Below are 23696 nucleotides of genomic sequence, written 5' to 3'. Positions count from 1 at the left end.
TGAGTGACAACGAACAAGGAAAATCCGGTTTTGTTGTCACGCAAAGCCCGGATGAGTGACAACAATCAGTCAAAACCGGTTGAGGTTGTCACGTAAGTCCCGGATGAGTGACAACGAACAAGGAAAATCCGGTTTTGTTGTCACGCAAGGCACCGATGAGTGACAACAATTAGGAAAAATCCGTTTTGGTTGTCACGCAAGATTTAGATGAGTGACAACGAACAAGGAAAATCCGGTTTTGTTGTCACGCAAAGCCCGGATGAGTGACAGCAATCAAGGAAAACTTGGTTTAGTTGTCACGCAAAGTCCATATGAGTGACAGCAATCAAGGAAAACTCGGTTTAGTTGTCACGCAAAGTCCGGATGCGTGACAACAACCAAGGAAAATCCGGTTTTGTTGTCAGGCAAGACATGGATGCGTGACAACAATCCGCAAGAAGACGGTTAGAGTGTCACTCAACGCAATGTGCGGATGGGCTAGGCCGCCTGCCAGGATGGCGGGAGCCCGGGCCGTTGGAGTTCAGGGCGGACGCAAAAGGTTTTTATTTTGCCAGAAGGGGGTTGCCGGCGCCATTTTCAGTTATAGGGTTTTTACAAAGAAATGCCGGGTTCTGGGTCCGTCGAATTCGCAGAAGTAGATGCCCTGCCATGTTCCTAGGAGCAGCTGGCCGTCGTTGATGATGATGTGCTGGGATGGGCCGACTGTGCTGGCTTTCATGTGGGCGGCTGTGTTTCCTTCCATATGCCTGTCCAGTTTATGGTGCCACGGATAGACTTCATCGAAGCGGCGGATCATGTCGCGTTTAACGTCGGGGTCGGCGTTTTCATTGATGGTGATGCCGGCTGTCGTGTGCGGGCAATAGACGATTACCGCGCCATCCTTCAGGCTGTGGTTTGAGACAAAGTTTTGGATGAGTTCGGTTACTTCGACCATTTCGTCCCGATGATTCGTTTGGAGTGTGAATTTTTTTAGCATGGGAAGCCTCCTATTTGTCTTTCCTATTACTTTACTATAGTAGTTTCGAGGATGCACATGGGACGGATTGTGAAGCAGGGGGCTTATTCCCTGCTTCGCTTTTTTCCAATGCCTGTTATGAGGGCGAGGCTGCCCAATATGATCAACAGGCCGGCAATCATTCCGGGGGTGATCTGTTCATCGAGGAAGATTGCTCCCCATATCATGCCAAATGGCGGGATCAAAAATGTAACGGTCACCGTTTTTGTCGGGCCGACATGCTCGATGAGATAGTAATAGAGGAGGTACCCTAAGGCTGTTGAAAATAAAGCGACACCGAGTACCGCGGGTAAAACGGCCGGGGTTATGTTCAGCGTTTGTTCCGGGAATCCAACCAAGGTAATAGGGATTAATAGAAGTGTGGCACCCACGAGCTGTCCGGTAGTAACCGCCAATGGCGAGCAGTTTCTGAAGGTTTTCTTGGCATAAACGCCGCCGAAGGCATAGGAAACGGTCGAGAGGAGTGAGCACAAACTCGCCAGAAATACCTCCAGGCTTGGTTCGACTGGACTCCAGCCAACTGTTATGACGACGCCGATCAACCCAAGCACAATCCCAAGCCCTTTTGCAAAAACAAGCTTTTCCTTCAGCCAGGCCCAGACTGCGATTGCTGTGAAAAAGGGGACCATTGCATTGATGATGGCCAATAAAGATGCGTTTAAATGAATGGCCGCCAAGGAAACGAGCGTAAAGGGGATGGCGGAATTCAGGGCGCCGATGATGAAGTACTGTTTCCATCGCAGTCTAAAATCGACTGATTTTCGGAAAAGAAGGACAATCGCCAACAAGCCAAGAGCGCCAAAGGTGACCCGCCCCTGGGAGGTCAGGAAGGGCCCGATGGCGGGGGAGGCAATCCGCACAAATAAAAACGACGATCCAAACAAAGCTGCCAGAGTAAATAAAACAGCAAGTTCCTTCAGTTTCACAAAGTTCGCCCCTTGTTCTTTACAGACTCCTTTTTTAATGTATGCCTGTATGGGCAAATGGTGAGGTGAGGTGAGGTTTGGCTGCATTTTTGGATGCATGGGGACGGTTCCAGCGCTTCTTTCGGGTGTCGAATGAAGCAGTAGAACCGTCCCCGTGCTTCATCTTGGGCAAATGGTGAGGCGGGGTTGGGCTGCTTTATTGCAGTCGTAGTGTACGTTTTTGTCCAGGGGTTTCTTATGGTGGCGGCAGAAATTTTGCTTAAGGCGGCTGTGTAGGGGTAAAGTAGTATCGAGGTGAAAGAGATGAAAGTTACGATTAGTAATGATGCAAAACAGCAGCTTGTTCAGGTGTTTGGTGCGGAGCCAATCATTAAGATCCATCAAGTCCGCACAACCGGTTGAGGGGCTACCTTTGTGTACGAACTTGCTCAGGTTGAGCAACTAAACGATGAAGAAGTATTTAAAGTCGATGAAATGACAATCGCGATTGACCCGCAGGTAGTCCGCGATCTGGATGGAGATATCGTCATCGACCATAAAAATAACTATGGGTTTATTCTTAAAAATAGTTTTGAGATTTTAACGTTTGGGATGAAAGTGAATAAATCATTGTAAATTTAATTGGCAATATGATTTCGCGTTTTTCAGAGGACGATGGCTTTTATAGTGGACAAGTGGAAGGATAATTAATACGAAAAGGCACAACTAGCGCTCAAAGCTACTGTTGTGCCTTTTCTTTATCACTTTAGGAGAACAATGAGCAAAAGTGATGAGAAACTTATGCTAGGCATCCTTTTAAAACTTGTTAAGTTAGTTCTCTAACTATATTAAAATATATAATTTTCTGATAATATCAAGGTTATCAGACATAGACATTGTCTCTTTTCTAGTTTTTTGTAGGGGGAGTTTTATGAAGGTGTCCACAGCTCTTGATATAGGAAGTCGTTTTAAAGCAGAAATTATTGCTGGTAAAAAAGGGCTGATAAGAGAAATTAAGACAGTAGAAGTGATGGAAGTACCTGAGGTTGAAAATTGGGCTAGAGAGGGTACTTTAGTGATCAGTTCTTTTTATCCAGTAAAGGATGATTCCCATCAGCAATATCACATAGTCAAAACTTTAATTCATAAAAACGCCGCAGGATTGATTGTAAAACTGGGACGATTTGTAGACTGGATACCGAAGGAAATTATTTCGTTGGCGGAAAAAAGTGATTTTCCCATTATCATCATCCCAAAAGATGTAGCATACATTGATTTACTTACCTTGATTAATAGGCAATTAATTGAAGAAGCCGATAAGATAGTAAGTGATGAGCATAATCTATTTTATTCATTTAAAAAGAGGGTATTTGAGTCGACCGATGAGGCGGTCGAATGCCTTTCCGCCATAGTAAGCAATTCAATTTATATAGAAGACGTCGAAGGGAGACTATTGTATAGAAGTAATAAGTTTAGCCAAGATGAATGGAGAAATTCGTTGCTTTTATTTTCCGTTCCGTGTAATGAGAATTATAGAGGAGCCATCACGGAGTGGACAAAGAAGCTGGATTCGAGTATCAACCATTGTATTCATGTTCCAGGTAAGAGAAATCGGTTTGTCATCCCCTTGAAAATGAAGGGTAAAATTATCGCCTTTATCCATTTAATTTATCATCGTAAAGAGCAATTCCACGCAATTGGGATGAATGTAGAAATGATAAAAGGCAAAGTGTATGACACGATTATCAGCGATTTTATGGAATTTCACCGGCAAAGAATGGCCCAGTCAGAACAATTGGAAAGGTTAATTGTAGAAGAGGCCGACACGCAGAATCTTCTTATCCATTTTAAAAGGGATTTAAATCAAGTCTTTTTTTCCGAAAACGAGTCTTTTTTGGAGCATTGCTTTTTATTTCAAAAAAAAATAAATGATTTAATAATGGAAATAGCCGAAGTCCAGCGTGCAGTCGTATTTGAAAAACAGTTCCAATCCTATGCCCTGCTTTGTTTTCCAAGAAATTATGCAATGGAGAAAGCCGAGCTAAAAGCAACGATTAGCAGTTTTTTAAATAAATCGTCAATTTCCGACACTTATATAGCAATCAGTCCATTATTTCATAATATACAGGAAGTAGATCAACAAATGAATGCAGTGACTAAAATTATGCGAATTGGAGAGGAGATTTCCCCAGAGGAAAGGATTTTTACTTATGATCGACTTGGCATTTATGAATTCCTTGTAAAAATAAGTCGAGAGCCGTTAGTACAGCAATACGTTAACGAAATAATAAATTCACTTTCTCTTCATTCAGATCAAAGTTTACTAGAAACACTTGAGGTTTATTTACAAGAAAACGGCAATGCTTCTAGGGCGGCTGAAAAGCTGTTTATCCATCGGAGAACGATGACCAACCGGCTCAAACGTATAAGGGAGTTATTAGGCATGGATTTGGATGACTCGGAAAATATATTTATATTACAATTTTGTTTAAAAATTAAGGGATTGAATTAGGTTTCAAGGAAACCGATTCATCTCTTTTTTTATTCCACAAAAAAGGTCCAACCCAATTCCATATTCAAACTAGGAAGATACGTTTACAAAAGATTGCCCACTTTGTACATATACAATAGGATTTTTAAGATTTATAATTTTTTAAATATTACATATTTTAAATTTGTATTTTCTGGAGTCAAACGGCATTTTATAGATTCGACCATTTATGAATAGCAAAAGCGGTCAGTAGGGAGGAAAAAGAATGTCTTTGAAGTTTACGTCAGAAGTGCTGGAATTGCTTGATGATCCAAAGGCTAATGGTCAAAAAGTAGTGGAGATGTTCAATTCATTTGAGTATGGTCATGCATCGTATAAAACCGTAAAAGGGGCAGAAGGCTCAACAGACTTTGTGAAGATAGTTATTAAAGGAACAAATGGGAAATCTGCAAATGGTACGGCCCCGACATTAGGAATTGTCGGTAGATTAGGGGGATTAGGAGCACGCCCTTATAAAATTGGCTCTGTATCTGATGGGGATGGTGCGATTGCGGCTGTTACGATTGCTTTAAAACTAGCAACGATGGCTAGCAGGGGCGATCGTCTTTCAGGTGATATTTATGTTACGACACACGTATGCCCTGAAGCCCCAGTAGAGTCTCACGATCCAGTTGAATTTATGGGATCGCCAGTCGATATGCAGATCATGAATGAACATGAGGTTTTAGATGAAATGGATGCAATCCTGTCGATTGATACGACTAAAGGCAATAAGATTATTAACCATCGTGGGATTGCCATCTCTCCAACAGTAAAAGAGGGATATATTTTAAGGTTTAGTGATGATTTGCTTCGTCTCATGGAAATAACGACTGGAGATTTTCCAACAACGTTTGCGGTTACCACACAGGATATTACTCCTTATGGGAACGACTTATATCACCTAAATAGCATTCTTCAGCCCGCAGTCGCTACAAATCGACCTGTAGTCGGGGTTGCCATTACAACAAGGTCGATTGTTCCTGGCAGCAGCACTGGGGCAAGCCATGAGATTGATATTGCACAAGCCGTCCGCTTTAGTATTGAGGTCGCCAAAGCGTTTACAAAAGGAGAGTGCCAGTTCTATGACGAAGCCGAGTTTTTAAGGCTTCAGCAATTATATGGATCGATGAAGGTACTTCAGACCTTGGGGAATAAAGAGGAACAGTAATGATCATTATGTCGTTAATCGTTTATCGTTTATCCAGTCAAATTCTAGATAGATTTTAAAAGGAGGCGCTGATTATGGCAAGCAGGAACGTCAATATTGGGATCGTCCAATTCGCTGCAAAAGTGGGACAAGTGGAATATAACGTAAATAAAGCAGTGGAGGCGGTGAAAGAAGCAGCAGCTAAAGGAGCAAATATTGTTTGTTTACCGGAGTTGTTTTCGACAGGCTATAATGTCGATATTCTTGGCGACGATATGGGATTTCTATCATTAGAGTTCTTTGATTACACTTTTGAAAAGATGTCTAAAGCAGCAAAAGACAATCAAGTCTATTTGATTGCACCTTTTAGTGAAGTAAGGGATTTGAAAGGAATTCTTTATAATTCTGCTCTGGTATTCGATGACAATGGGCAAAGCATGGGGAGTTTTGCAAAAACACATCTATGGGCAAAGGAAAGGCTTTATTTTAAAGAGGGCTCTGATTATCCGGTATTTGAAACAAAGTATGGGAAATTTGGCATTGCGATTTGTTATGATATCGGCTTTCCTGAAACCTGCCGTTCACTCTGCCTAAATGGGGCTGAATTTGTGTTTATGCCATCCGCATGGAGGATTCAGGATAAGGATATGTGGGATTTAAATGTTCCACAACGTGCGTTGGAAAATATCTTTTTCACAATTGGGGTAAATCGGGTTGGATTTGAAGGTGATTTACACTTGTTCGGTAAAAGCAAGGTGTGCAATCCAAGAGGTGGCATTATTGCTGAACTCCCGCAAGATGAAGAAACGGTTGAAGTGGTGACGATTGATTTAGAAGAAATGAATAAATACAGAACCCAAATTTCGTATTTAAGGGACAGAAAGCCTGAAATTTATCAAAATAACTAAGGGAAAGGTGGAGAAAGTATGACAAGAAAAGAAGACGTAACACTTGCCGAAAAGTATGATGATTATGCGTTATCAAGAGTGCCGCAAAGTGAGAGGAAACACTGGTTTGGCATTGCCACGATGCGGTTTGGCCAAATTTCAGCCCTTTCGCAATTTTTGCTCGGAGCGGCTCTAGGTTTTGGTATGGACTTTTGGTCGGCGTTTTGGGCGGTTACCTTAGGATCGGTCATTCTTGAGATCGTTTCCATTTTCGTCGGGATTGCCGGAATGAAGGAGGGGTTGAGTACCACTTTATTAGTCAGATGGGCTGGTTTTGGAAAAGTGGGTTCTATCCTGCTAAGTTTAGTCATTTCTATTTCTATGGTTGGCTGGTTTGGAATTCAAAATGAAGTTTTCGCCAACGGAATTCATCAAATTCTAGGCGGTCCTGTCTGGATGTGGTCCATTGTTACCGGTTTGGCCGTTACGTTTGTGGTCCTATTTGGCATACTTTCATTAGGAATTACCGCATATATTACCGTTCCACTCTTTCTTTTAGTTGTTTTTTATTCAATTAGCACTGTTTTAACAAAATTTTCATTTGGTGAGTTGATTAGCCTGCCTACTCCTGGACCAACCATTTCCATTGCTATGGGTGCGAGCATGGTTGCAGGTGGATTTATTGCAGGTGCAATTATTACGCCGGACATGAGCCGTTTCAATCGCTCTGTTGGAGATGTGGTTAAGCAGACGGTAATTGGGATTACGATTGGGGAATATCTAATCGGAATGATTGGTGTCATTCTTGCCCATGTGGCAAAATCTTCTGATGTTATTTCAATCGTGATGGGGACAAGTGGAATTATCGGAACAATCGTGTTAATCACTGCCACATTAAAAATTAATGATTGGAATTTATATTCTTCTTCTCTTGGCGTTGTGAACCTAATTGATTTGGGATTTGGGAAACGAGTCAATCGAACGGTTGTCACGATTATTTTGGGAATAGCCGGTACACTATTTTCCGTAATGGGCATTCTAGAACAATTCCAAGGGTTTCTAATCCTATTAGGGGTTGCTTTACCGCCTGTTGGGGGGATTTTGACGATGGAATATTTCGTTGTCAAGCGGTATAAAAGGGAACTGGAAGAATCCCGTGCGAAAGGCGTCCTGCCGGAGAGTTATGAAGCATGGAATCCAATTACGTTGATTGCTTGGGCGGCGGCAATTTTTGTTGGCCTAACAATTGACTGGGGCATTCCATCCGTTAATTCCCTTGTTGTTGGCGGCCTCGTTTACTGGTTGATTAGTCTAGTAGTCAACCGTAATAAGGTTGTTACTTATGGAAGTGTCAATACCTATGAACAGTCCTCTCTTTAAGTCAATGTTTTTTGACAACAAAGGGGAAGTATCTTGCAGTTTTTTGACGGAGACTTAAGCGGGTTGAACAAAAATCTATGTTGAGGTGAACGAAGGCTAATGAGATTACTTGGGAAGCAAGAAATTGAAGATATTGCAGTCGGCGCCGCGTTGCTAGGAACCGGCGGCGGAGGAGATCCTTATATTGGGAAATTAATGGCACTACAGGCAGTGGAGGAATATGGTCCGATTCAATTGCTCTCCATTGATGAAATAGGCGACGATGATATCGTTGTTCCGACCGGTATGATGGGGGCACCAACTGTAATGGTCGAAAAGGCACCAAGTGGGGAAGAGGCAATTGCAACTTTCAAAACATTGGAAGCTTATCTTGGAGAACCGATTGTTGCAACAATGCCAATAGAAGCTGGAGGAATAAATTCCATGCTGCCATTAGCTCTAGCGGCAAAATTAAAGCTTCCTGTCATTGATGTGGATGGTATGGGTCGGGCATTTCCGGAATTACAGATGACCACTTTTTATTTGGATGGTGTTTCAGCGACCCCTATGGTTATATCGGACGAAAAAGGAAATGCTGCACTATTGAATACGATTGATAATCTATGGGCGGAAAGACTTGCACGAAATGCAACAATTCAAATGGGTGGATCCGTTATGATGGCCATCTATCCGATGAAAGGGAAAAATTTAAAACAAAGCGGCATCCCTAATATTTTGCAATTAGAAGAGGAAATTGGGCGTTCCATCCGTCTTGCAAAAGCTGAAGGGTATAATCCAATTGAAAAGATACTGGAAATAACTGATGGATTCCAATTATTCCGGGGAAAGGTAACCGATATTAATCGGAAAACCGAAACCGGGTTCACAAGAGGAACAGCAACAATTGATGGTTTGTATAAGTATCGTGGAGAAAAGTTAAGTCTTCGGTTCCAGAATGAACATTTACTTGCTGTGACAGAAAATAAATTACTATGTGTGACGCCTGACTTAATTGCTGTATTGGATGAAGAAACTGGTTTGCCAATTACAACAGAAGGATTACGATACGGTGCAAGATGTGTTGTGATCGGGATGCCGTGCGATGAAAAATGGCGAACGAAGAAAGGAATTGAAACTTGCGGCCCTTCTTACTTTGGATATGACGTAGAATACATTCCCGTTGAAAAGCTAATGACAGAGGGGGCTGAGTGAATTGAGTATTTATCGGATTGGTATTGATGTAGGCGGTACAAATACAGATGCAGTTATTCTTGATGAAGAATTAAATGTAATTGCGGAAACGAAATCACCAACAACGGATGACGTTAGTACAGGGATATATAAGGCTCTTGAAGCTGTGATTGCTTCCTCGACGATTCCGCCTTCGGAAATCAAATATGCGATGCTCGGGACGACCCACTGTACGAATGCAATTGTAGAAAGGAAAAGATTAAATTCCATTGGTATTATTCGTCTTGGTGCACCAGCTACACTGGCTGTTAAACCTTTAATTGGGGTACCCGATGATTTACGCGACATATTGGGCAAATTTGTTTATATCGTTCGCGGCGGGCACGAATTTGATGGAAGAGAAATCATGCCGCTTGATGAAGAGGAATTATATAATATTGCTAATCAACTAAAAGACAAAGTGGACTCTGTTGCTATCACTTCCGTATTTTCACCAGTTTCCCGTGACCATGAGGAGCGTGCCGCTGCAATTATGAGGGAGGTCTTAGGGGAGGATTTGCCTGTTTCACTCTCATGTGAGATTGGTAGTGTTGGACTTTTAGAGCGAGAGAACGCAACAATTTTAAATGCATCCGTTGTGAACGTAGCCAAAACGACGATACACGGTTTTGTAAATGCCCTAAAAGAAGAAGGAATAAATGCAAGAGTATTTTTAGGGCAAAATGATGGAACGTTAATGTCCGTTGAATATGCTTTAAAATATCCAATTCTGACCGTTGCCTGCGGTCCAACCAATAGTTTGCGGGGAGCATCCTACTTAACAGGACATTCAGACGCTATTGTTGTGGATGTTGGGGGAACGACTACAGATGTTGGCGTGCTGGTTTCATCTTTTCCAAGGGAATCTTCGCTTGCCGTTGAAATTGGTGGAGCACGAACCAATTTCAGAATGCCTGACTTAGTTTCAGTTGGTTTAGGAGGCGGCACGATTATAAGAATTCGAGATAATGGGGAGTTTACGATCGGCCCGGATAGTGTCGGCTATCAATTAACTGAAAAAGCTCTTGTCTTTGGGGGAGATACTTTAACGGCAACCGATGTGGTTGTTGCGTTAGGAAAAGCAGATATTGGCGATCCAAGCAAAGTACAGCATCTAGAGCATGATGTAATAGTGAATGTTTATAAAGAAATGATTTCTATGGTGGAAATCGCGATCGATAAAATGAAAACGAGTGCCGATTCGGTCCCAGTTATAGTAGTGGGTGGAGGAAGTATTTTGTTACCAGAATCTTTAGAGGGCACTTCGGAAGTCATCCAACCAAACAATCACGGCGTTGCGAATGCGATTGGCTCTGCCATCTCACAAGTAAGCGGACAAGTAGAACGCGTTTTCTCCCTGGAGGAATTAGGACGTGAAAAAACGATCGAACTGGCAAAACAAATGGCGATCTCTGAAGCTGTAACAGCAGGAGCCGATAAAGACACCTGTGAAATAGTCGACATAGAAGACGTTCCACTTGCCTATTTACCTGGCAATGCCACACGTGTAAGAGTCAAAGCAGCGGGGAGCTTGGCGCAATAGTACAAGGGGTTACAAGGGGACGGTTTAGCTGGTTTTTTTAAATGAAAAATAAATGAAAAGACTAGGAGAACCACCCTTATGGTTTGTAAAGTTTTTACTCACGCCCACTAATTCTATTTTGGAACGCATGAATGCTACGGGGCAAAGGCTTCGTTAATAGAGTTTCTTGGATAAGAGAGGAGATTTCTGACCAAAAGAAAAGTCGCCATCCACAATTCTGCTAACACAGTGCTGCGGGTGGCGGCTTTTTTTACCTCAATCTCGTTGTATGACATAGATATACACTTAAATAGTGTAAACTAGCTATTTATTACTTACATATTTCCAGAACTAAATGCATCATCACATCTATTCCTTTTTTCAAATCTTCATAGTCCGTCCATTCATCAGGGTGATGGGAAATCCCCCCTTTACTTGGCACGTATATCATATTGGTGTGAGCAAAATCTGACATAATCATTGCATCATGGCCGGTCCCGTTATTAATGATCTTATATTTATAATCTAATTTTCTGCAGATGTTTTCCATGATCTCTACATTTTCTTTTAACATGATACTTGGAGGAGTTGGATTTGGATAGCCAATCCTCGCCATTTCGATCAGTTCAGCTTCTACATTCGTTTCCTCTTGTATAGACTTCAATTCAGCCATTAGTTTTTCGTATAAATTAATATTCTGTAGAACCTCTTTATCAAACGTTCTAATTTCTACTTTAGCCTGAACATAATCAGGCACAAATTGGTGGGAGTTAGGGGAAATCTCCATTTCTCCGACTGCGCCTGTAATTCCGGCCCCTAATGACTTTACAACTTGATTAACCGCTACAGTAAATTTTGAGGCAGCGAGTAATGCATCCTTCCGGGTCTCCATCGGTGCGGTTGAGTCTGCTAATTTTCCATGAAATTTCACTTTATATCGACCGATTCCTGGGAGATATTCGACTAAGCCTATATCCCGTTTTTCATTGTCGAGAACAGGCCCTTGTTCAATATGTAGTTCTATAAAGTTTTTTATGGTGCCTTTTTCTCTCTTTGCGAGCTTTAAATCAGGAATCAGACCATATTCTTTCATCGCTTCTCTTTTGGTTTGACCGTGCCTATTTTTAACGGTATCCAGTTCTCGCCCCGTTAAAGTCCCAACAAGTGCCCGGGAATTTGAAACCCCTGTACTTGGTCCAAATGTTTCTCCCTCTTCTGCATTCATTGCGATGATTTCGATAGGATATTCATTTTCAATATTATTTTCATGGAACACTCGAAGAATTTCTAAGGCAGCTACAACTCCAGCAGCTCCGTCAAATGCCCCTCCATTTACCACAGAATCATAGTGAGATCCAATCATAATAACAGGTGCTTCAGGTTTTTTTCCTTCTCTGCGCCCAAATAATGTTGAGAATTCATCTTCCCAAACCATTAGGCCTATTTTTTCCATCTCATTTTTCAAATATGCTTTTGCTAACTTATCCTCATGAGAATAGGATGACCTTGTAACTCCATTTCCTGGGGTTGCAGTAAAGGTAGCCAGTGTCTCGATGTCTCTAATTACCCTGTCCAGATTAACCTTCATGCTTATCGTCCCTTTCAATAGTATAAAATTGGATAGACTTTCTGGACTCATCGTAGCACTTGATATTTTGGTCAACAATAATTGTCATGAAAGTAGATTAATTATTCTCATTCTGAATAAAATTCTTTTTTATAAAAAATATACCCACCTATAAGGTATATTTTTCCTGAATTTTTTTTCGTATTATGAATTAATATTCAGAATTTGATAAAGGAATTTTAATCATCAGAATATATTGTTGGTTCATTTTTATAGTGATACCATGACAACAGAAAGTTTAATGTAAAGGCTTTCTTTAAAGCTGTTATCAATCTCTAGAGATATTTTTTTGATGGTATGTTTCCGGATAACATACAATTATAGGGAGCTGGTGAACGACCGGAATGATAGATGATTAAATGTTTTTTAATTGAAAGTTAAGCTGATCTAATTATTTTGCAATAGGTTGGTAGATCTATCGTTACTATACAGAAAATACGATTGGAAATTTATTTCCAATGCAAAATTAGCGGGGTGGGGATTATATGAGAACTGGTATCCAAAAACTTGGAAAAACATTGATGGGCCCCTTATCAATTATTGTTGCTTCGGGATTGCTCTTAGGTATTGTTTCAGTCTTGCAAAACCCGGCACTTGTTGGTGAAACCATATCAAACGCGACGATTATTCAAAACTTCGTGGGCGGCGTACGGGCAATTGTTGGAACGATGTTTGGTTTGCTGCCTATATTATTTGCTATTTCGGTTGCAACCGGAATGGCCAAAGAGGATAAGGAAATTGCCGGTTTTGCCGCGGTTATTGCGTTTATCATCTTTCATGTAACAATTGGCTATCTACTAAAATTAAATAATATTACAGCCGATACGACTTCGGTTGACTATTTAGTACAACAAGGGACTTCCCAAATTCGGGCATTTGAGATCTCCAACGCCTATGAAACCATGCTAGGGGTATTTACGTATCGGATGGGCGTTTTTGGCGGAATACTTGTTGGATTATGGACTGCCTTTATTCATAACAGCTATCATACGAAACAACTTCCTACTGCTTTTAGTTTCTTTAGTGGAAACCGTTTTGTGCCAATAGTCATTATCGTGACAATCCCTTTTCTCTCAATCATTTCTTACTTTGTCTGGCCATTTTTTAATATGGGCATTAATGGTTTGGGAGGCTTGATTAGCAAATCAGGAGCCATTGGTACTTTTATGTATGGCTTTGCAGAACGGTTGCTTATTCCAACAGGGTTGCATCATGTATTAAACCAGTTGATTCGTTTCACACCAATCGGCGGTACCGCTGTTGTTGACGGCCAGACAGTATCAGGAGCATTGTCCATCTTTAATGCAGTGCTTGCATCTCCTAATCCCGATCTTGATACGTTAAGACAAGCTACCCGCTTTTTAACACAAGGTACCCATCCTTTCATGGTATTCGGATTACCAGCAGCATGTTATGCCATGTATAAAACTTCTTACTTGGAACAGCGCCCTAAGGTTAAAGGGATGTTGCTTGCAGCTGGGCTAACTTCGTTTGTAACAGGTATTACTGAGCCTATAGAATTTGCCTTTATTTTTATCTCCCCACTCCTCTATATCTTCCATGCATTTATGGCTGGTTTGTCATTTTTCCTCATGACAATTATGCATGTCGGGGTTGGAAACGCTGGGGGAGGGCTGATTGATTTAACCATCTTTGGTATTTTACAAGGTACCTATACGAAATGGTACTTGGATGTCATAGTTGGTTTGATCTATGCGGTTATTTACTACCATGTATTTAAGTTTGTCATCCTGAAATTTAACGTGAAAACACCTGGCAGAACGACAGACTCCGACTTAGTTTCAAGTGAGCAGGAAGTTGCCGCAGGTTCAGTTGGAGATGATTTCGGAGCGACTATTCTTAAAGCGTTAGGTGGAAAAGAAAACGTCGTGGAGATTGATAATTGTATTTCAAGATTAAGGTTAGTTCTAAAAGACACTTCAATTGTTAATGAGTCAATCTTAAAAACAACAGGTTCCATGGGTATGGTTAAAATTGATAAGCAAAATATTCAAGTCGTTTATGGGTCTAAAGTAGAACAGGCAGCACGATCTCTGAAAAAAGAAGTTAACAATTGATTTCCAAAAATTGAATTTGTCATGTAAGAATAGTTAGTCTTTTTGAAAAGAGAACCTACAAAACCAAGAGGAGGGGAGAGTCATTAAAGCTATTCGGCTTTAATGAAAAAAATGAAAACTATATTTGTCAAAGATTATGAAGAAATGTCAGCCAAAGGTTATGAAATCATTAGAGAAGTGATAAAAAACAACGAGGAACCCGTTATTTCTATGACAACGGGTGGTACCCCTAGAGGAGTATTTAAGTTATTGGTGGAAGGCATTCATAAAGGTTTAGATATTAGCCATACAACCTTTATGAATTTAGATGAATATATGGGTCCGAGAGATGCGGTTTATTCAGTAAGGTCTTTTATGTATAAAAACTTATATAACCTCATAAATGTGAAACCTAAAAACATTTTTTTGATTGACGGCGAGGCTGAAGATTCGGACAAAGAAATTGCCCGATATAAAGAAATAATAAACCAATATCCTATGGATGTTCAATTGCTCGGTTTAGGTACGAATGGCCATATCGGTGCCAATGAGCCAGGAACTCCATTTGATTCAACCATGTTTTTAGCGAAACATGACGATTCTACCATCCAAAGTACAATGAGGGAATATGGGATTACGAGAGAAGAAGCCCCAACCGAAATGTTGACTCTTGGGTTCACAGAAATATTGGAAGCAAAAACAGTCTTGCTGCTCGTATCAGGTAAACATAAAGCTGAAGCAGTGAAAGCCTTACTGGAAGGAGAAATCACTCCAGATTGCCCTGCTACAGCGTTAAGAAATTTTGATAACGCGATTGTCATTATTGATGAAGACGCCGCATCACTACTGGAAAAAGAGCACAAGAGCATTTAATCTATTCGTATGATTCATTACTAAAATAGTAGTACGGACCGGGATTTATGGTTTGTACTACTATTATTTGTATTATAACGTTTGCTTGCCCTCTGCGTTAAGTTTTGCTAATAAAGTGTTGTTCATCATATTTTTAGAATGAACCCCCTTTTCAAAATGCCTTTCTTACCTTGCTTTCTATAAAATAATAAATAAACCTTTTCCTCTTTTTCGCATTTCTCCACCGATTATTAGGTCGGAATATTTGACCTGTATAGGTTAGAAAGTATACAAATTCCCATTCAATATGATGCTTAGCGGGTATGTTATAATAATGAAATAATGCCATTCGAATTCCATGGCTTTACAGAAATAGAAATCAAAAGATTACAAGGTAGTAGGAACTTTTTTGGGGGGCATCCTGATCATGAATTTGGAAACGTTGATTAATAAATATTATGATCAATTAAACGATAATGACTTACATGTAATTAGCTACGTTAGTCAGAATATCGAGTTGTGTAAAGATAAAACTGTCACAGAAATTGCAAAGAATTGTAATGTCTCCCCCTCTACAATCATTAGGACGACAAAGAAAATAGGTTTTGATGGCTATAGTGAATTTCGATATTTTATAAAGGAAGAGGCTGATAGAATCAGAGATGCGAAAGTCTCCCATAATCAGTCTTTTCATAGCTCAGTTTTATTAAAAGATGTCCAGGAAACGATCAAACTTTTTGAGGGAGATAAAAATTTACAAGAAATTTATAAGTTGTTTTTAAAATCAAAAAACATTTTTGCTTATGGAACAGGCTACGGACAAAATTTAATGCTTAAAGAATTTTCAAGATGTTTATTGAATCATAATATATTCTTAAATATCATACCTAGTAAAACAGAGCTTGAGTTAATTTCCCAAGCCATCACCCCGAATGATTTATTAATCGTTGCATCATTATCCGGAAAAACCGGTTCCATTGATGCAATGTTAAAAAATATAGTGGTTAAAAAAGTACCAACCATTTCAGTTACCGTTTTTTCCCGGAATGAATTAGCGTATTTGGCTAATTACAATCTTTACTATCAGGTCACTCATTTAAATAAAGTGAACCAATTAAATAATTCATCCTACTGTACATTAAATTTAGTATTAAGTTTATTGTATGAAGGATTTACAAATTACCTAAACGAACGTGAGTCTGCTGTAAAATAAAATGCAAAAACCGGGCGAAAATTGCCCGGTTTTTTGTTTTATTTCCAATGCAAGGTGATGCAGGGGACGGTTCCAGTGCTTCATTCGGGTGTCGAATGAAGCAGTAGAACCGTCCCCGTGCTTCCTTTTTGAAATCAGGTCGCTGATTGAGGGGAAGTTATTGTATAATGGGAAGAGCAGAAGGAGGTGAGAGTGACATGGAGGATAGGCTAGCGAGAATTGAAGATATGTTAGTCCAATTGGTGGGAATGGTTGCAAAAACAAACACGTTGCAACAAGAAATGCAACGTGACATGAAAGCAATGAAAGGCGATATGACATCAATGCAAGGCGATATGACTTCAATGCAAGGCGATATGACATCAATGCGTGAAGATTTTGAAGCTGAGAAGATAAAAAGTGCACAACGCCATGAGGAAGTTGTCGATAGGCTTAAAGCGCTGGAGTTGGATCAGGATTTTATTTGGGAAAAAACTGCACGAAACGAACGTGAACTGGAAGTTTTGAAAAGAAGACTTGGCTAGGATTTGCCTCTACCGATATTCCTCTTATAGCCTCATTATTATTTTCCAAAAAGTTAAGATGCGTCCCCATCCATTTATGCGAGAGGGACGCGTCTTTTTATTTTTATTGCTGAACCTTGGCGCCCCCCCAGTTTTTTCTTGTTTCAAAATAGACCGCCACACAATCTCGAGGTAGAAGACGGTTCCAGTGCTTCAATAAGCCGAACTAAGCAATGTGTATTCGTATGTAAAGGTTTGGGTGAGTTCAAGGGTTGCAATTTCGGCATCGATGAGAACGTATCCGTTTTTTTGTTGGACGAGCAAGGCTCTTTTCAGCTGGAGTATGCTCATCCCCGGGCGTTCATTTAGCATTTCTTGTAACGTCGTTTCCATGCTAAGTCATCCTTTCGTTCTATGTTACCACTATTATCACATTGTTTTTGTGACAAAAAGAACTTCAATTGTTGCGTAACCATGACTAATTCGTGTCAACTTTTCGTCTTTTTAGAATAGGTGCCGCGGGTAGGGAGCTTGTCGTGTAGGTGGATTGGTGTGGGTCCGGATGGCTTTTGGGGCAGGGACCAATTTTTGCAAAAGAAAAATGAATCCCGCTGGCTGGATTCGGGTTCATGCAAAAAAATACCGCACCGAGGTGCGGATTCTTATTATTGGGTGTCCACGTTAGTAGTCAGTTCAATTTCTTCTTCGTGATAAGCTTCAGGGGAAGTCGTTTCGCTGCAATCCCAACAATAGCTTCTGTTTCTTTCCCATAACGTCAGCTGCTCGCCACAATAAATGCATTCATTTGGATCAGATAGTTGTTTCATTAACTGTTCCTCCTTCCGCATTTTTCAACCATAAGAGAAGTGGAAAACGTTGAGCTAACCTAAACCCATGGATTGTCCCCTAGAGTTTTTCCTATACCCAATTTTATTAGGCTGTAAACCTTTTAATGACAGGGAAACGTTATAATCGGAAAAAGAAATGAGAAAAAATAGGGACGGTTCTTGTTTCGCCTATTGGCAGACTTAGAACCGTCCCCACTCAGCCTCAGCTACACTCATCCGACTCAGGCTATTGCAATTCCATCTTTAAGTCGGCAGCTTTGGTCCAACCTTTTAGGCTGATAAGTTTAAAGATTGATAGTGAAATAATGATTGGCAGGATAATGCCAAAAGCAATATAGATTGCCAGGACGATAGGGCCTTGTTCAGCCAAAATGTTGATCGGCGCAATCAATGAATTTAAACCGAGCCCGGCTAGCTTATAGGATGCTTTGAAATCAAAAATGACTGTTGCAATCGGGGCGCAAATAACGGCCGCAATAAAGGGCGGGATCGCCAACCGAGGATTTTTGACGAGGTTAGGGAATTGAACCTTCGGTGTAATGAGCGATTGGGCGATATTGGCGCCAATATCGTTTTGTTTATACGACATTGCCGTGAATGCAGCAAACTGGACCGTACAGCCAATGAGCGCCGCCGCACTGGAAACCGGGTCAAGCTGCAAGGCGATTGCGATCGCCGCGGAGGATGCCGGTGACATAAGGAAAATGCTCCAAACAAGCGAAATAACCATTGGCCCAATAATCGGCGAACCTTCAACCGAAGTGGCAATCTGCGCGCTTAGCCACGTGATGAGAGGTGTCGTAATCATTGCCAGGAAGACCCCGGCAATGCCTCCGACTAATACAGCTGCAAAAGGGATGGCCATCATATCGAGCTTTGTTTTCCCCATTACTCTTTTTCCTACCCATGTCGCAATGACAGCGGCCAAAACAGCACTAAGCGGCTGCCCCGTTACGAGTGTTACGGTGCCATCTTCCGTCAGTCTGACGGCGTTGGCTCCGATCGTACTTGAAGCCATTGCGCTAAAAATAATGAGTGTATTGCCGCCAAGCTGGTAGGCAATCCCTGCGCCAAGAGCCGGAGCAAGCATTAGTTGTGTTGTTCTTCCGATTGTAGCGAACCCTTCCCAGCCAGTAAAGGTTCCTAAAGATTCCATAAGCAGGCCGATTCCTAGCGTAACGAGGACTGCATTGGCCAGTCCTTGTGAAGCTTTATACATTCGGTCGACCAAATACTTCTTTGTTGATGGTTTCATTGTTGAATTTGCCTCCTAAATGCGATCACCTGAATCTTCTAAAAATTTTCATTAGAAAACATTTAATGTTGTAGCTGCTATTAGTAGCTAGTAATAATTTTTAGATAATTGTTATTATAGTATAATTATTTTTTGGTGGTGTCAATGTTATTTGTTTTTTCAGATAACTAGAAAGCGCTTACAATCCGGTAATGAGCGGGGCTTCCTTTTTGAAATGCAAGTCGCCAGCTAAGGCCAAAGCAAGTAATAAGCATTGTATGCGCAAGTAGGCTTTCCAGTACAGCCCCCTATAAGAGATGGAGGAAAAGCAGCTTTCCATCCTCGCCAGATGAAGTTAATCAATCCTTGTTGGCCAACAAAGGGGATTGTGGCTAATATGTTGTCTCACTGTTGTTTTTTTTCCCAAATTTTAAACTTAATATAATTTATATACTCCTTAAAGTCATCTTTGTTAATTCCATCTTCAATCGCTTTTTCAATTATTTTTTTCCATTCAGGGTCTAGTCCGATCGTCTTACCATTGTCAAAATCAATTACCTCCAGATTCTTTCCGGTAAGCAAGAACTCAATCGAAACATCCAAAGGTTTAGCCACTTTCAATAAAAAGTGAATAGATGGGTTTTTATTAAGATTCCTTTCCATCCCGCTTAAATAAGATTTAGAAACATGTGCTAATTCAGCTAGTTCGCTGATTGAATACCCCTTTTGTTCCCTCAGTTTTTTTATTCGCTCTCCAATCATAGCGATATCTCCTTTTGTTCATATCGGGATGACGATTTTTATATCTGGAATTATAAAACAAAGTCTGTTCTTTTAAAAGAACTAATTTATTACAAAAAGGCACATAGAAGTGAATGTAGAAAAAATCACGAAAAATAATAAATGTAGAAAATTGTTTGCTATTTCCCTTTTAATCCAGCACAGACGTTCTTTATAAAGGATGAATCGGTACGAAAGTGGATAAACACTTTATATTAACAATTGATGAATTATGTATATTTATAGAAGAAAAGAGAGTTTTTTTGGATAAGTTTTTTTATCAAATGCCATTGACTTGTTCTGTATACAGAATTAATATTAGCATATATTACATATATTTGGGAGGGATGTTAAATTATTTCCTAACTTGAAATTGAGTTTGGTTCTTAGGGAAGAACATCTCTCCAAAAAAAAAACAAAGTGGTGAAAAACTATGGATAAAGAAATCAATATAAAAAACATATTAAAGATTATTAGGAATCGCTTATGGATCCTTCTTTTCATAACCATTCTTTTCACATCTTTAGGAGCTCTTTATAGCTTCTATATCACGAAACCCCTTTACCAAACCTCTTCTAAAATGATTGTGAATGCTGATGATAAACTTATGAATACTTTAATGGTAATGATTAGAGAACCAGGATTTTTGGAACATGTAGTAAAAGAGATGGATTTAAATACAAGCCCTGAAGAGTTAAGCCAGCGCATTTCCGCAGGAAGTATTGGAGGGTCATCAATAGTAGAAATTTCTGTTATTGACCGAAAAGCAGAAATTGCAGCAGATATTGCCAATACAGCTTCAAATGTATTTAAACGTGAAATGGAAAAAACGTTTGAATTGAATGATATTAGTATTTATTCCGAAGCAAAAATCAACACAGTACCCATTAATATCAATCACGAAAATAAAATTGTGCTTGCCTTTATTATTGGGTTGATTGCAGGCATGGGGTTGATTTTCTTGTTAGATTTCATGGATAACACGGTAAGGACGGATTCGTTAGCAGAACAACTGCTGGAGGCTCCGGTACTAGGGAGTGTTTCAAAAATGAATAAGAAAAACACCGCTCAAAAAAAGAATAAAAACGAAAAAGCGGAGATAAGGAGGCATTCTCTTGAAACTAACGAATAGAAAATCGTCTTTTCTAAATAAGAAAGTTAGTCTGGTGGCTGCCACTGCCCCTACTTGTACAATTGCGGAACAATACCGGACCATTCGAACAAATTATCTTTCTTCGATTGATTGTAAAAATGCGAGAACAATCATGATTACCTCTGCCAATGGTCAAGAAGGGAAGTCAACAGTTGCCGCGAATTTTGCCATATCATTGGCACAACAAGGGAAAAAGGTTTTATTAATTGATGCGAACTTACGAAATCCAATCCTGGATTTTTCTTTTAAAGTGAAAAATTCTATAGGGTTAAGCAATTTGTTAAATGGAAGAGTCAGATTCGAGGATACGATTGCCGACACAGGTATACAAGGGGTAGACCTTTTACCTAGTGGGCCGATCCCGTTAAATCCTGCAGAACTGCTTGGTTCTCCAAATATGGAATCCCTCATTCTCAAGTCAACGGGATTATACGATGTGGTCTTACTTGACACATTCTCCATATTGGAGGTTTCTGACGCGAAAATTTTAGCAAATCAATGCGATGGTTTAATCATTGTCATCCAGTCTGGAAAAACGAAAAGTGATGACATAATGAAAGTAAAGAAACAGCTGAAACACTCTAAAGCAAAATGTTTAGGAATTATATTAAATGAGAGCTAGTTGAAGGGCATACTAAGGCTTTTTTTGGTTCGCTCGTTCTCAATAAGGTACGAAATCACACTTTATAGAGCGGTGTTGAAACTTGGTGATATCTCCTTATCGTTAACAATGGAGGTACTCGATCATGCTGTGGGTTGAAAGGAACCTTAGACGCTTGTCGTCGAGAGTATGATGTGAGGAGGGGTTGGATGCCCCATGTTTCATTAAAATCTTTCATTATAACATCTTTCTAAGATCTTATAATGAAAGGTTTTAATGTTATTTATAGGGAGTGTATGTTTATGAACCTTGATGTCTAATTGGGTCAAGTGTTACCAGGTGTAAAAATTCCAATCGTTAACACTAAGGGGGTGTGAAAATGACCTACAAACAAAGGTTGTCTTTATTTATTTTGGTGGATTCCTGTTTTGTATTAACAGCCCTTTTTTTTAGCAGATTCCTAGTGAATGCAACCGTCCATGTAGTGACATTCTCGATTGTCATCACAGCTCTTGCAATCCTGGTCAGCCATCATATTCTTTCATTCAAACTTCATTTGTATAAAAAGGCTTGGGAATATGCAAGTATTGGGGAACTGATGATTGTTTTAAAAGTAGTCACTGGATCCATCCTGGCAGCATTATTCGTTCAACAGCTCATTATACATAAGATATCTTTCAGGCTTTTGGCGGTAACATGGCTGCTACATATTTTTCTTATCGGCGGATCCAGATTTTGCTTGAGAGTGTTTCGGGATTCTTTTATTAACAAAAAAGGGAACAAGAAGAAAACGCTAATCGTAGGCGCGGGGTCTGCTGGATCAATGGTGGCGAGACAGCTTTTGCAAAATCGCGATACGGAACTTCTTCCGGTTGGATTTATAGATGACGATATTAAAAAGCACAACCTTGATATCTTTGGAATACCGGTTGTAGGTGGAACAAATCAAATCGAATCCTTTGTTAGAAAACGCAATATTGAAAACGTTGTAATCGCCATTCCTTCGCTTAAGAAAAAGGAATTGAATGCAATTTTTTTAGAATGTGCCAAAACGAATGCGAAAACGCAAATTTTGCCTATGCTTGAGGACTTGGTTTCAGGGAAGGTCTCTGTCAGTCAATTTCGTGATGTACAGGTAGAGGATTTGTTAGGCAGGGAACAAATTAAACTCGATATCGCAAATATTTCAGAATATCTATCCGGGAAAACAGTCCTGGTTACTGGGGCCGGGGGATCGATTGGTTCCGAAATATGCCGTCAAATTGTATCCTTTCAACCGTCACGCCTTATTTTGTTAGGCCATGGTGAAAACAGCATCTATTCAATCGAAATGGAATTAATCGAGTCTAATCAATCACCTTCAATAGAATTCATCACGGAAATAGCAGACCTGCGGGATGAAGAAAAAATGAATAGGATAATGAAAGACTATAGGCCGGATGTTGTTTACCACGCGGGAGCCCATAAACATGTACCCCTTATGGAACGAAATCCTGAAGAAGCATTAAAGAACAATGTAATAGGTACAAGGAATGCAGCAAAGGCGGCCAGTTTAAATGGCGTAAAAACTTTTGTGATGATATCTACAGATAAAGCAGTCAATCCGACCAGTGTAATGGGAGCTACGAAGCGACTGGCTGAAATGATCATTCAGGGAATGGACCGCAAAAGCTCTACAAAGTTTGTGACTGTAAGATTTGGCAATGTGCTCGGGAGCCGTGGTAGTGTGATCCCTTTATTTAAGCGGCAAATTGAAAATGGCGGACCTGTAACCGTTACTCATCCTGACATGATTCGTTACTTTATGACGATTCCCGAAGCCTCCAGGCTGGTAATCCAAGCTGGTTCTTTAGCAAAAGGCGGAGAAGTTTTCGTACTGGACATGGGTGAACCTGTTAAGATTGTTGACCTTGCCAAAAATCTGATAAAGCTTTCGGGAAATTCAGTCGAGGAAATCGGAATTGAATTCACGGGAATACGGCCTGGCGAAAAGTTATATGAGGAACTTCTCAAAGAAGAGGAAGTTCATGAGAAGCAAATTTATCCGAAAATTTACATTGGTAAAAGGTCGGAGTTATATATGGAAGAGATCAATCATTTAATTGAAACTTTTCCTACTTTAGAAAAGGAAGAAATTAGAGAAAAACTTTTGTTGATTGCAAATGGGAAAGTCGCTTCAAAGCGGCTATTATCCATTTCAGTTTAAAGGTTTTTTATAGAAACAGATTTC

At 40.1% G+C, this 23696-nt stretch carries 21 protein-coding genes; 14 read left to right on the top strand and 7 right to left on the bottom strand.

The features are described from left to right. Positions 1-580: 580 nt before the first annotated feature. Both D1B31_RS04380 and D1B31_RS04375 read right to left on the bottom strand, forming a co-directional pair. Positions 581-976, bottom strand: a complete 396-nt coding sequence (locus D1B31_RS04380; protein ID WP_118919518.1) for a secondary thiamine-phosphate synthase enzyme YjbQ — start codon at positions 974-976, stop codon at positions 581-583. Between the two features lie 83 nt (positions 977-1059). Continuing rightward, positions 1060-1941: a DMT family transporter gene (locus tag D1B31_RS04375; protein WP_118919517.1), complete on the bottom strand. Its 882-nt coding sequence runs from the start codon at positions 1939-1941 to the stop codon at positions 1060-1062. Positions 1942-2355: 414 nt separating this feature from the next. On the opposite strand from D1B31_RS04375, the gene D1B31_RS04370 reads away from it, so the two are divergent. From D1B31_RS04370 to D1B31_RS04340, 7 genes are all read left to right on the top strand, one after another. Further along, positions 2356-2556, top strand: coding sequence for a hypothetical protein (locus tag D1B31_RS04370; RefSeq protein WP_118919516.1), 201 nt, complete (start codon positions 2356-2358; stop codon positions 2554-2556). Between the two features lie 295 nt (positions 2557-2851). Further along, positions 2852-4432 (top strand): PucR family transcriptional regulator, encoded by a 1581-nt coding sequence (locus tag D1B31_RS04365; protein ID WP_118919515.1) that lies wholly within the window; start codon positions 2852-2854, stop codon positions 4430-4432. Positions 4433-4676: 244 nt separating this feature from the next. Next, entirely contained in the window at positions 4677-5621 is a 945-nt protein-coding gene (locus D1B31_RS04360) for a DUF1177 domain-containing protein (protein ID WP_118919514.1), read from the top strand. Positions 5622-5695: 74 nt separating this feature from the next. Next, entirely contained in the window at positions 5696-6508 is an 813-nt protein-coding gene (locus tag D1B31_RS04355; RefSeq protein WP_118919513.1) for a nitrilase-related carbon-nitrogen hydrolase, read from the top strand. A gap of 18 nt (positions 6509-6526) precedes the next feature. Next, positions 6527-7867 carry a purine-cytosine permease family protein gene (locus D1B31_RS04350; RefSeq protein WP_118919512.1) on the top strand — a complete coding sequence of 447 codons (1341 nt, stop codon included), beginning with the start codon at positions 6527-6529 and terminating at the stop codon, positions 7865-7867. Positions 7868-7966: 99 nt separating this feature from the next. Continuing rightward, positions 7967-9058, top strand: a complete 1092-nt coding sequence (locus tag D1B31_RS04345) for a DUF917 domain-containing protein (protein ID WP_118919511.1) — start codon at positions 7967-7969, stop codon at positions 9056-9058. A 1-nt stretch (position 9059) separates the two neighbouring features. Further along, complete coding sequence (locus tag D1B31_RS04340) at positions 9060-10619, top strand: hydantoinase/oxoprolinase N-terminal domain-containing protein (RefSeq protein WP_118919510.1); 1560 nt, start codon at positions 9060-9062, stop codon at positions 10617-10619. A 310-nt stretch (positions 10620-10929) separates the two neighbouring features. Here D1B31_RS04340 and D1B31_RS04335 read toward each other — a convergent pair whose 3' ends face one another. Continuing rightward, positions 10930-12186, bottom strand: coding sequence for a Zn-dependent hydrolase (locus D1B31_RS04335; protein ID WP_118919509.1), 1257 nt, complete (start codon positions 12184-12186; stop codon positions 10930-10932). Positions 12187-12710: 524 nt separating this feature from the next. Between D1B31_RS04335 and D1B31_RS04330 the strand changes: the two genes are divergently transcribed. The 4 genes from D1B31_RS04330 to D1B31_RS04315 all read left to right on the top strand — a co-directional run bounded on the left by D1B31_RS04330 (position 12711) and on the right by D1B31_RS04315 (position 16871). Next, the gene (locus D1B31_RS04330) at positions 12711-14303 is read left to right on the top strand and encodes a PTS transporter subunit EIIC (protein WP_118919508.1); all 1593 of its coding nucleotides are present in this window, start codon (positions 12711-12713) and stop codon (positions 14301-14303) included. 102 nt (positions 14304-14405) lie between these two features. Then, positions 14406-15155 carry a glucosamine-6-phosphate deaminase gene (locus tag D1B31_RS04325; protein WP_240035160.1) on the top strand — a complete coding sequence of 250 codons (750 nt, stop codon included), beginning with the start codon at positions 14406-14408 and terminating at the stop codon, positions 15153-15155. 406 nt (positions 15156-15561) lie between these two features. Then, entirely contained in the window at positions 15562-16347 is a 786-nt protein-coding gene (locus tag D1B31_RS04320; RefSeq protein WP_118919507.1) for a MurR/RpiR family transcriptional regulator, read from the top strand. Positions 16348-16544: 197 nt separating this feature from the next. Then, positions 16545-16871 (top strand): hypothetical protein, encoded by a 327-nt coding sequence (locus D1B31_RS04315; protein ID WP_118919506.1) that lies wholly within the window; start codon positions 16545-16547, stop codon positions 16869-16871. A 192-nt stretch (positions 16872-17063) separates the two neighbouring features. Here the strand turns inward: D1B31_RS04315 and D1B31_RS04310 are convergent, their stop codons facing one another. The 4 genes from D1B31_RS04310 to D1B31_RS04300 all read right to left on the bottom strand — a co-directional run bounded on the left by D1B31_RS04310 (position 17064) and on the right by D1B31_RS04300 (position 19694). Beyond that, positions 17064-17243 (bottom strand): hypothetical protein, encoded by a 180-nt coding sequence (locus D1B31_RS04310; protein WP_118919505.1) that lies wholly within the window; start codon positions 17241-17243, stop codon positions 17064-17066. 272 nt (positions 17244-17515) lie between these two features. Continuing rightward, positions 17516-17677 carry a hypothetical protein gene (locus D1B31_RS24065; RefSeq protein ID WP_158587446.1) on the bottom strand — a complete coding sequence of 54 codons (162 nt, stop codon included), beginning with the start codon at positions 17675-17677 and terminating at the stop codon, positions 17516-17518. Positions 17678-17924: 247 nt separating this feature from the next. Next, a complete protein-coding gene (locus D1B31_RS04305) occupies positions 17925-18953 on the bottom strand; it encodes a PTS sugar transporter subunit IIC (RefSeq protein WP_118919504.1) in 1029 nt (342 codons plus the stop codon). A gap of 384 nt (positions 18954-19337) precedes the next feature. Beyond that, the gene (locus tag D1B31_RS04300; protein WP_118919503.1) at positions 19338-19694 is read right to left on the bottom strand and encodes a helix-turn-helix domain-containing protein; all 357 of its coding nucleotides are present in this window, start codon (positions 19692-19694) and stop codon (positions 19338-19340) included. A gap of 451 nt (positions 19695-20145) precedes the next feature. Between D1B31_RS04300 and D1B31_RS04295 the strand changes: the two genes are divergently transcribed. The 3 genes from D1B31_RS04295 to D1B31_RS04285 all read left to right on the top strand — a co-directional run bounded on the left by D1B31_RS04295 (position 20146) and on the right by D1B31_RS04285 (position 23672). Then, positions 20146-20844: a YveK family protein gene (locus tag D1B31_RS04295; RefSeq protein ID WP_118919502.1), complete on the top strand. Its 699-nt coding sequence runs from the start codon at positions 20146-20148 to the stop codon at positions 20842-20844. Next, positions 20828-21487, top strand: coding sequence for a CpsD/CapB family tyrosine-protein kinase (locus D1B31_RS04290; protein ID WP_118919501.1), 660 nt, complete (start codon positions 20828-20830; stop codon positions 21485-21487). Before D1B31_RS04295 ends, D1B31_RS04290 begins: the two co-directional genes overlap by 17 nt. A gap of 358 nt (positions 21488-21845) precedes the next feature. Further along, on the top strand, positions 21846-23672 hold the full coding sequence (locus tag D1B31_RS04285; protein WP_118919500.1) for a polysaccharide biosynthesis protein: 1827 nt from the start codon (positions 21846-21848) through the stop codon (positions 23670-23672). Positions 23673-23696: the final 24 nt, after the last annotated feature.

This window comes from Neobacillus notoginsengisoli (assembly GCF_003515685.1).
Taxonomy (GTDB): domain Bacteria; phylum Bacillota; class Bacilli; order Bacillales; family Cytobacillaceae; genus Bacillus_D; species Bacillus_D notoginsengisoli.
This window is presented reverse-complemented; position numbering and strand designations above follow the sequence as displayed.

What these genes read in the sequence shown, in the direction of transcription:
- D1B31_RS04305 (WP_118919504.1), bottom strand. Translation starts at nt 18,953, where the DNA reads ATGAAACCATCAACAAAGAAGTATTTGGTCGACCGAATGTATAAAGCT.
- D1B31_RS04335 (WP_118919509.1), bottom strand. Translation starts at nt 12,186, where the DNA reads ATGAAGGTTAATCTGGACAGGGTAATTAGAGACATCGAGACACTGGCT.
- D1B31_RS04325 (WP_240035160.1), top strand. Translation starts at nt 14,406, where the DNA reads ATGAAAAAAATGAAAACTATATTTGTCAAAGATTATGAAGAAATGTCA.
- D1B31_RS04360 (WP_118919514.1), top strand. Translation starts at nt 4,677, where the DNA reads ATGTCTTTGAAGTTTACGTCAGAAGTGCTGGAATTGCTTGATGATCCA.
- D1B31_RS04295 (WP_118919502.1), top strand. Translation starts at nt 20,146, where the DNA reads ATGGATAAAGAAATCAATATAAAAAACATATTAAAGATTATTAGGAAT.
- D1B31_RS04365 (WP_118919515.1), top strand. Translation starts at nt 2,852, where the DNA reads ATGAAGGTGTCCACAGCTCTTGATATAGGAAGTCGTTTTAAAGCAGAA.
- D1B31_RS04350 (WP_118919512.1), top strand. Translation starts at nt 6,527, where the DNA reads ATGACAAGAAAAGAAGACGTAACACTTGCCGAAAAGTATGATGATTAT.
- D1B31_RS04285 (WP_118919500.1), top strand. Translation starts at nt 21,846, where the DNA reads ATGACCTACAAACAAAGGTTGTCTTTATTTATTTTGGTGGATTCCTGT.
- D1B31_RS04320 (WP_118919507.1), top strand. Translation starts at nt 15,562, where the DNA reads ATGAATTTGGAAACGTTGATTAATAAATATTATGATCAATTAAACGAT.
- D1B31_RS04315 (WP_118919506.1), top strand. Translation starts at nt 16,545, where the DNA reads ATGGAGGATAGGCTAGCGAGAATTGAAGATATGTTAGTCCAATTGGTG.
- D1B31_RS24065 (WP_158587446.1), bottom strand. Translation starts at nt 17,677, where the DNA reads ATGAAACAACTATCTGATCCAAATGAATGCATTTATTGTGGCGAGCAG.
- D1B31_RS04300 (WP_118919503.1), bottom strand. Translation starts at nt 19,694, where the DNA reads ATGATTGGAGAGCGAATAAAAAAACTGAGGGAACAAAAGGGGTATTCA.
- D1B31_RS04380 (WP_118919518.1), bottom strand. Translation starts at nt 976, where the DNA reads ATGCTAAAAAAATTCACACTCCAAACGAATCATCGGGACGAAATGGTC.
- D1B31_RS04345 (WP_118919511.1), top strand. Translation starts at nt 7,967, where the DNA reads ATGAGATTACTTGGGAAGCAAGAAATTGAAGATATTGCAGTCGGCGCC.
- D1B31_RS04330 (WP_118919508.1), top strand. Translation starts at nt 12,711, where the DNA reads ATGAGAACTGGTATCCAAAAACTTGGAAAAACATTGATGGGCCCCTTA.
- D1B31_RS04310 (WP_118919505.1), bottom strand. Translation starts at nt 17,243, where the DNA reads ATGGAAACGACGTTACAAGAAATGCTAAATGAACGCCCGGGGATGAGC.
- D1B31_RS04355 (WP_118919513.1), top strand. Translation starts at nt 5,696, where the DNA reads ATGGCAAGCAGGAACGTCAATATTGGGATCGTCCAATTCGCTGCAAAA.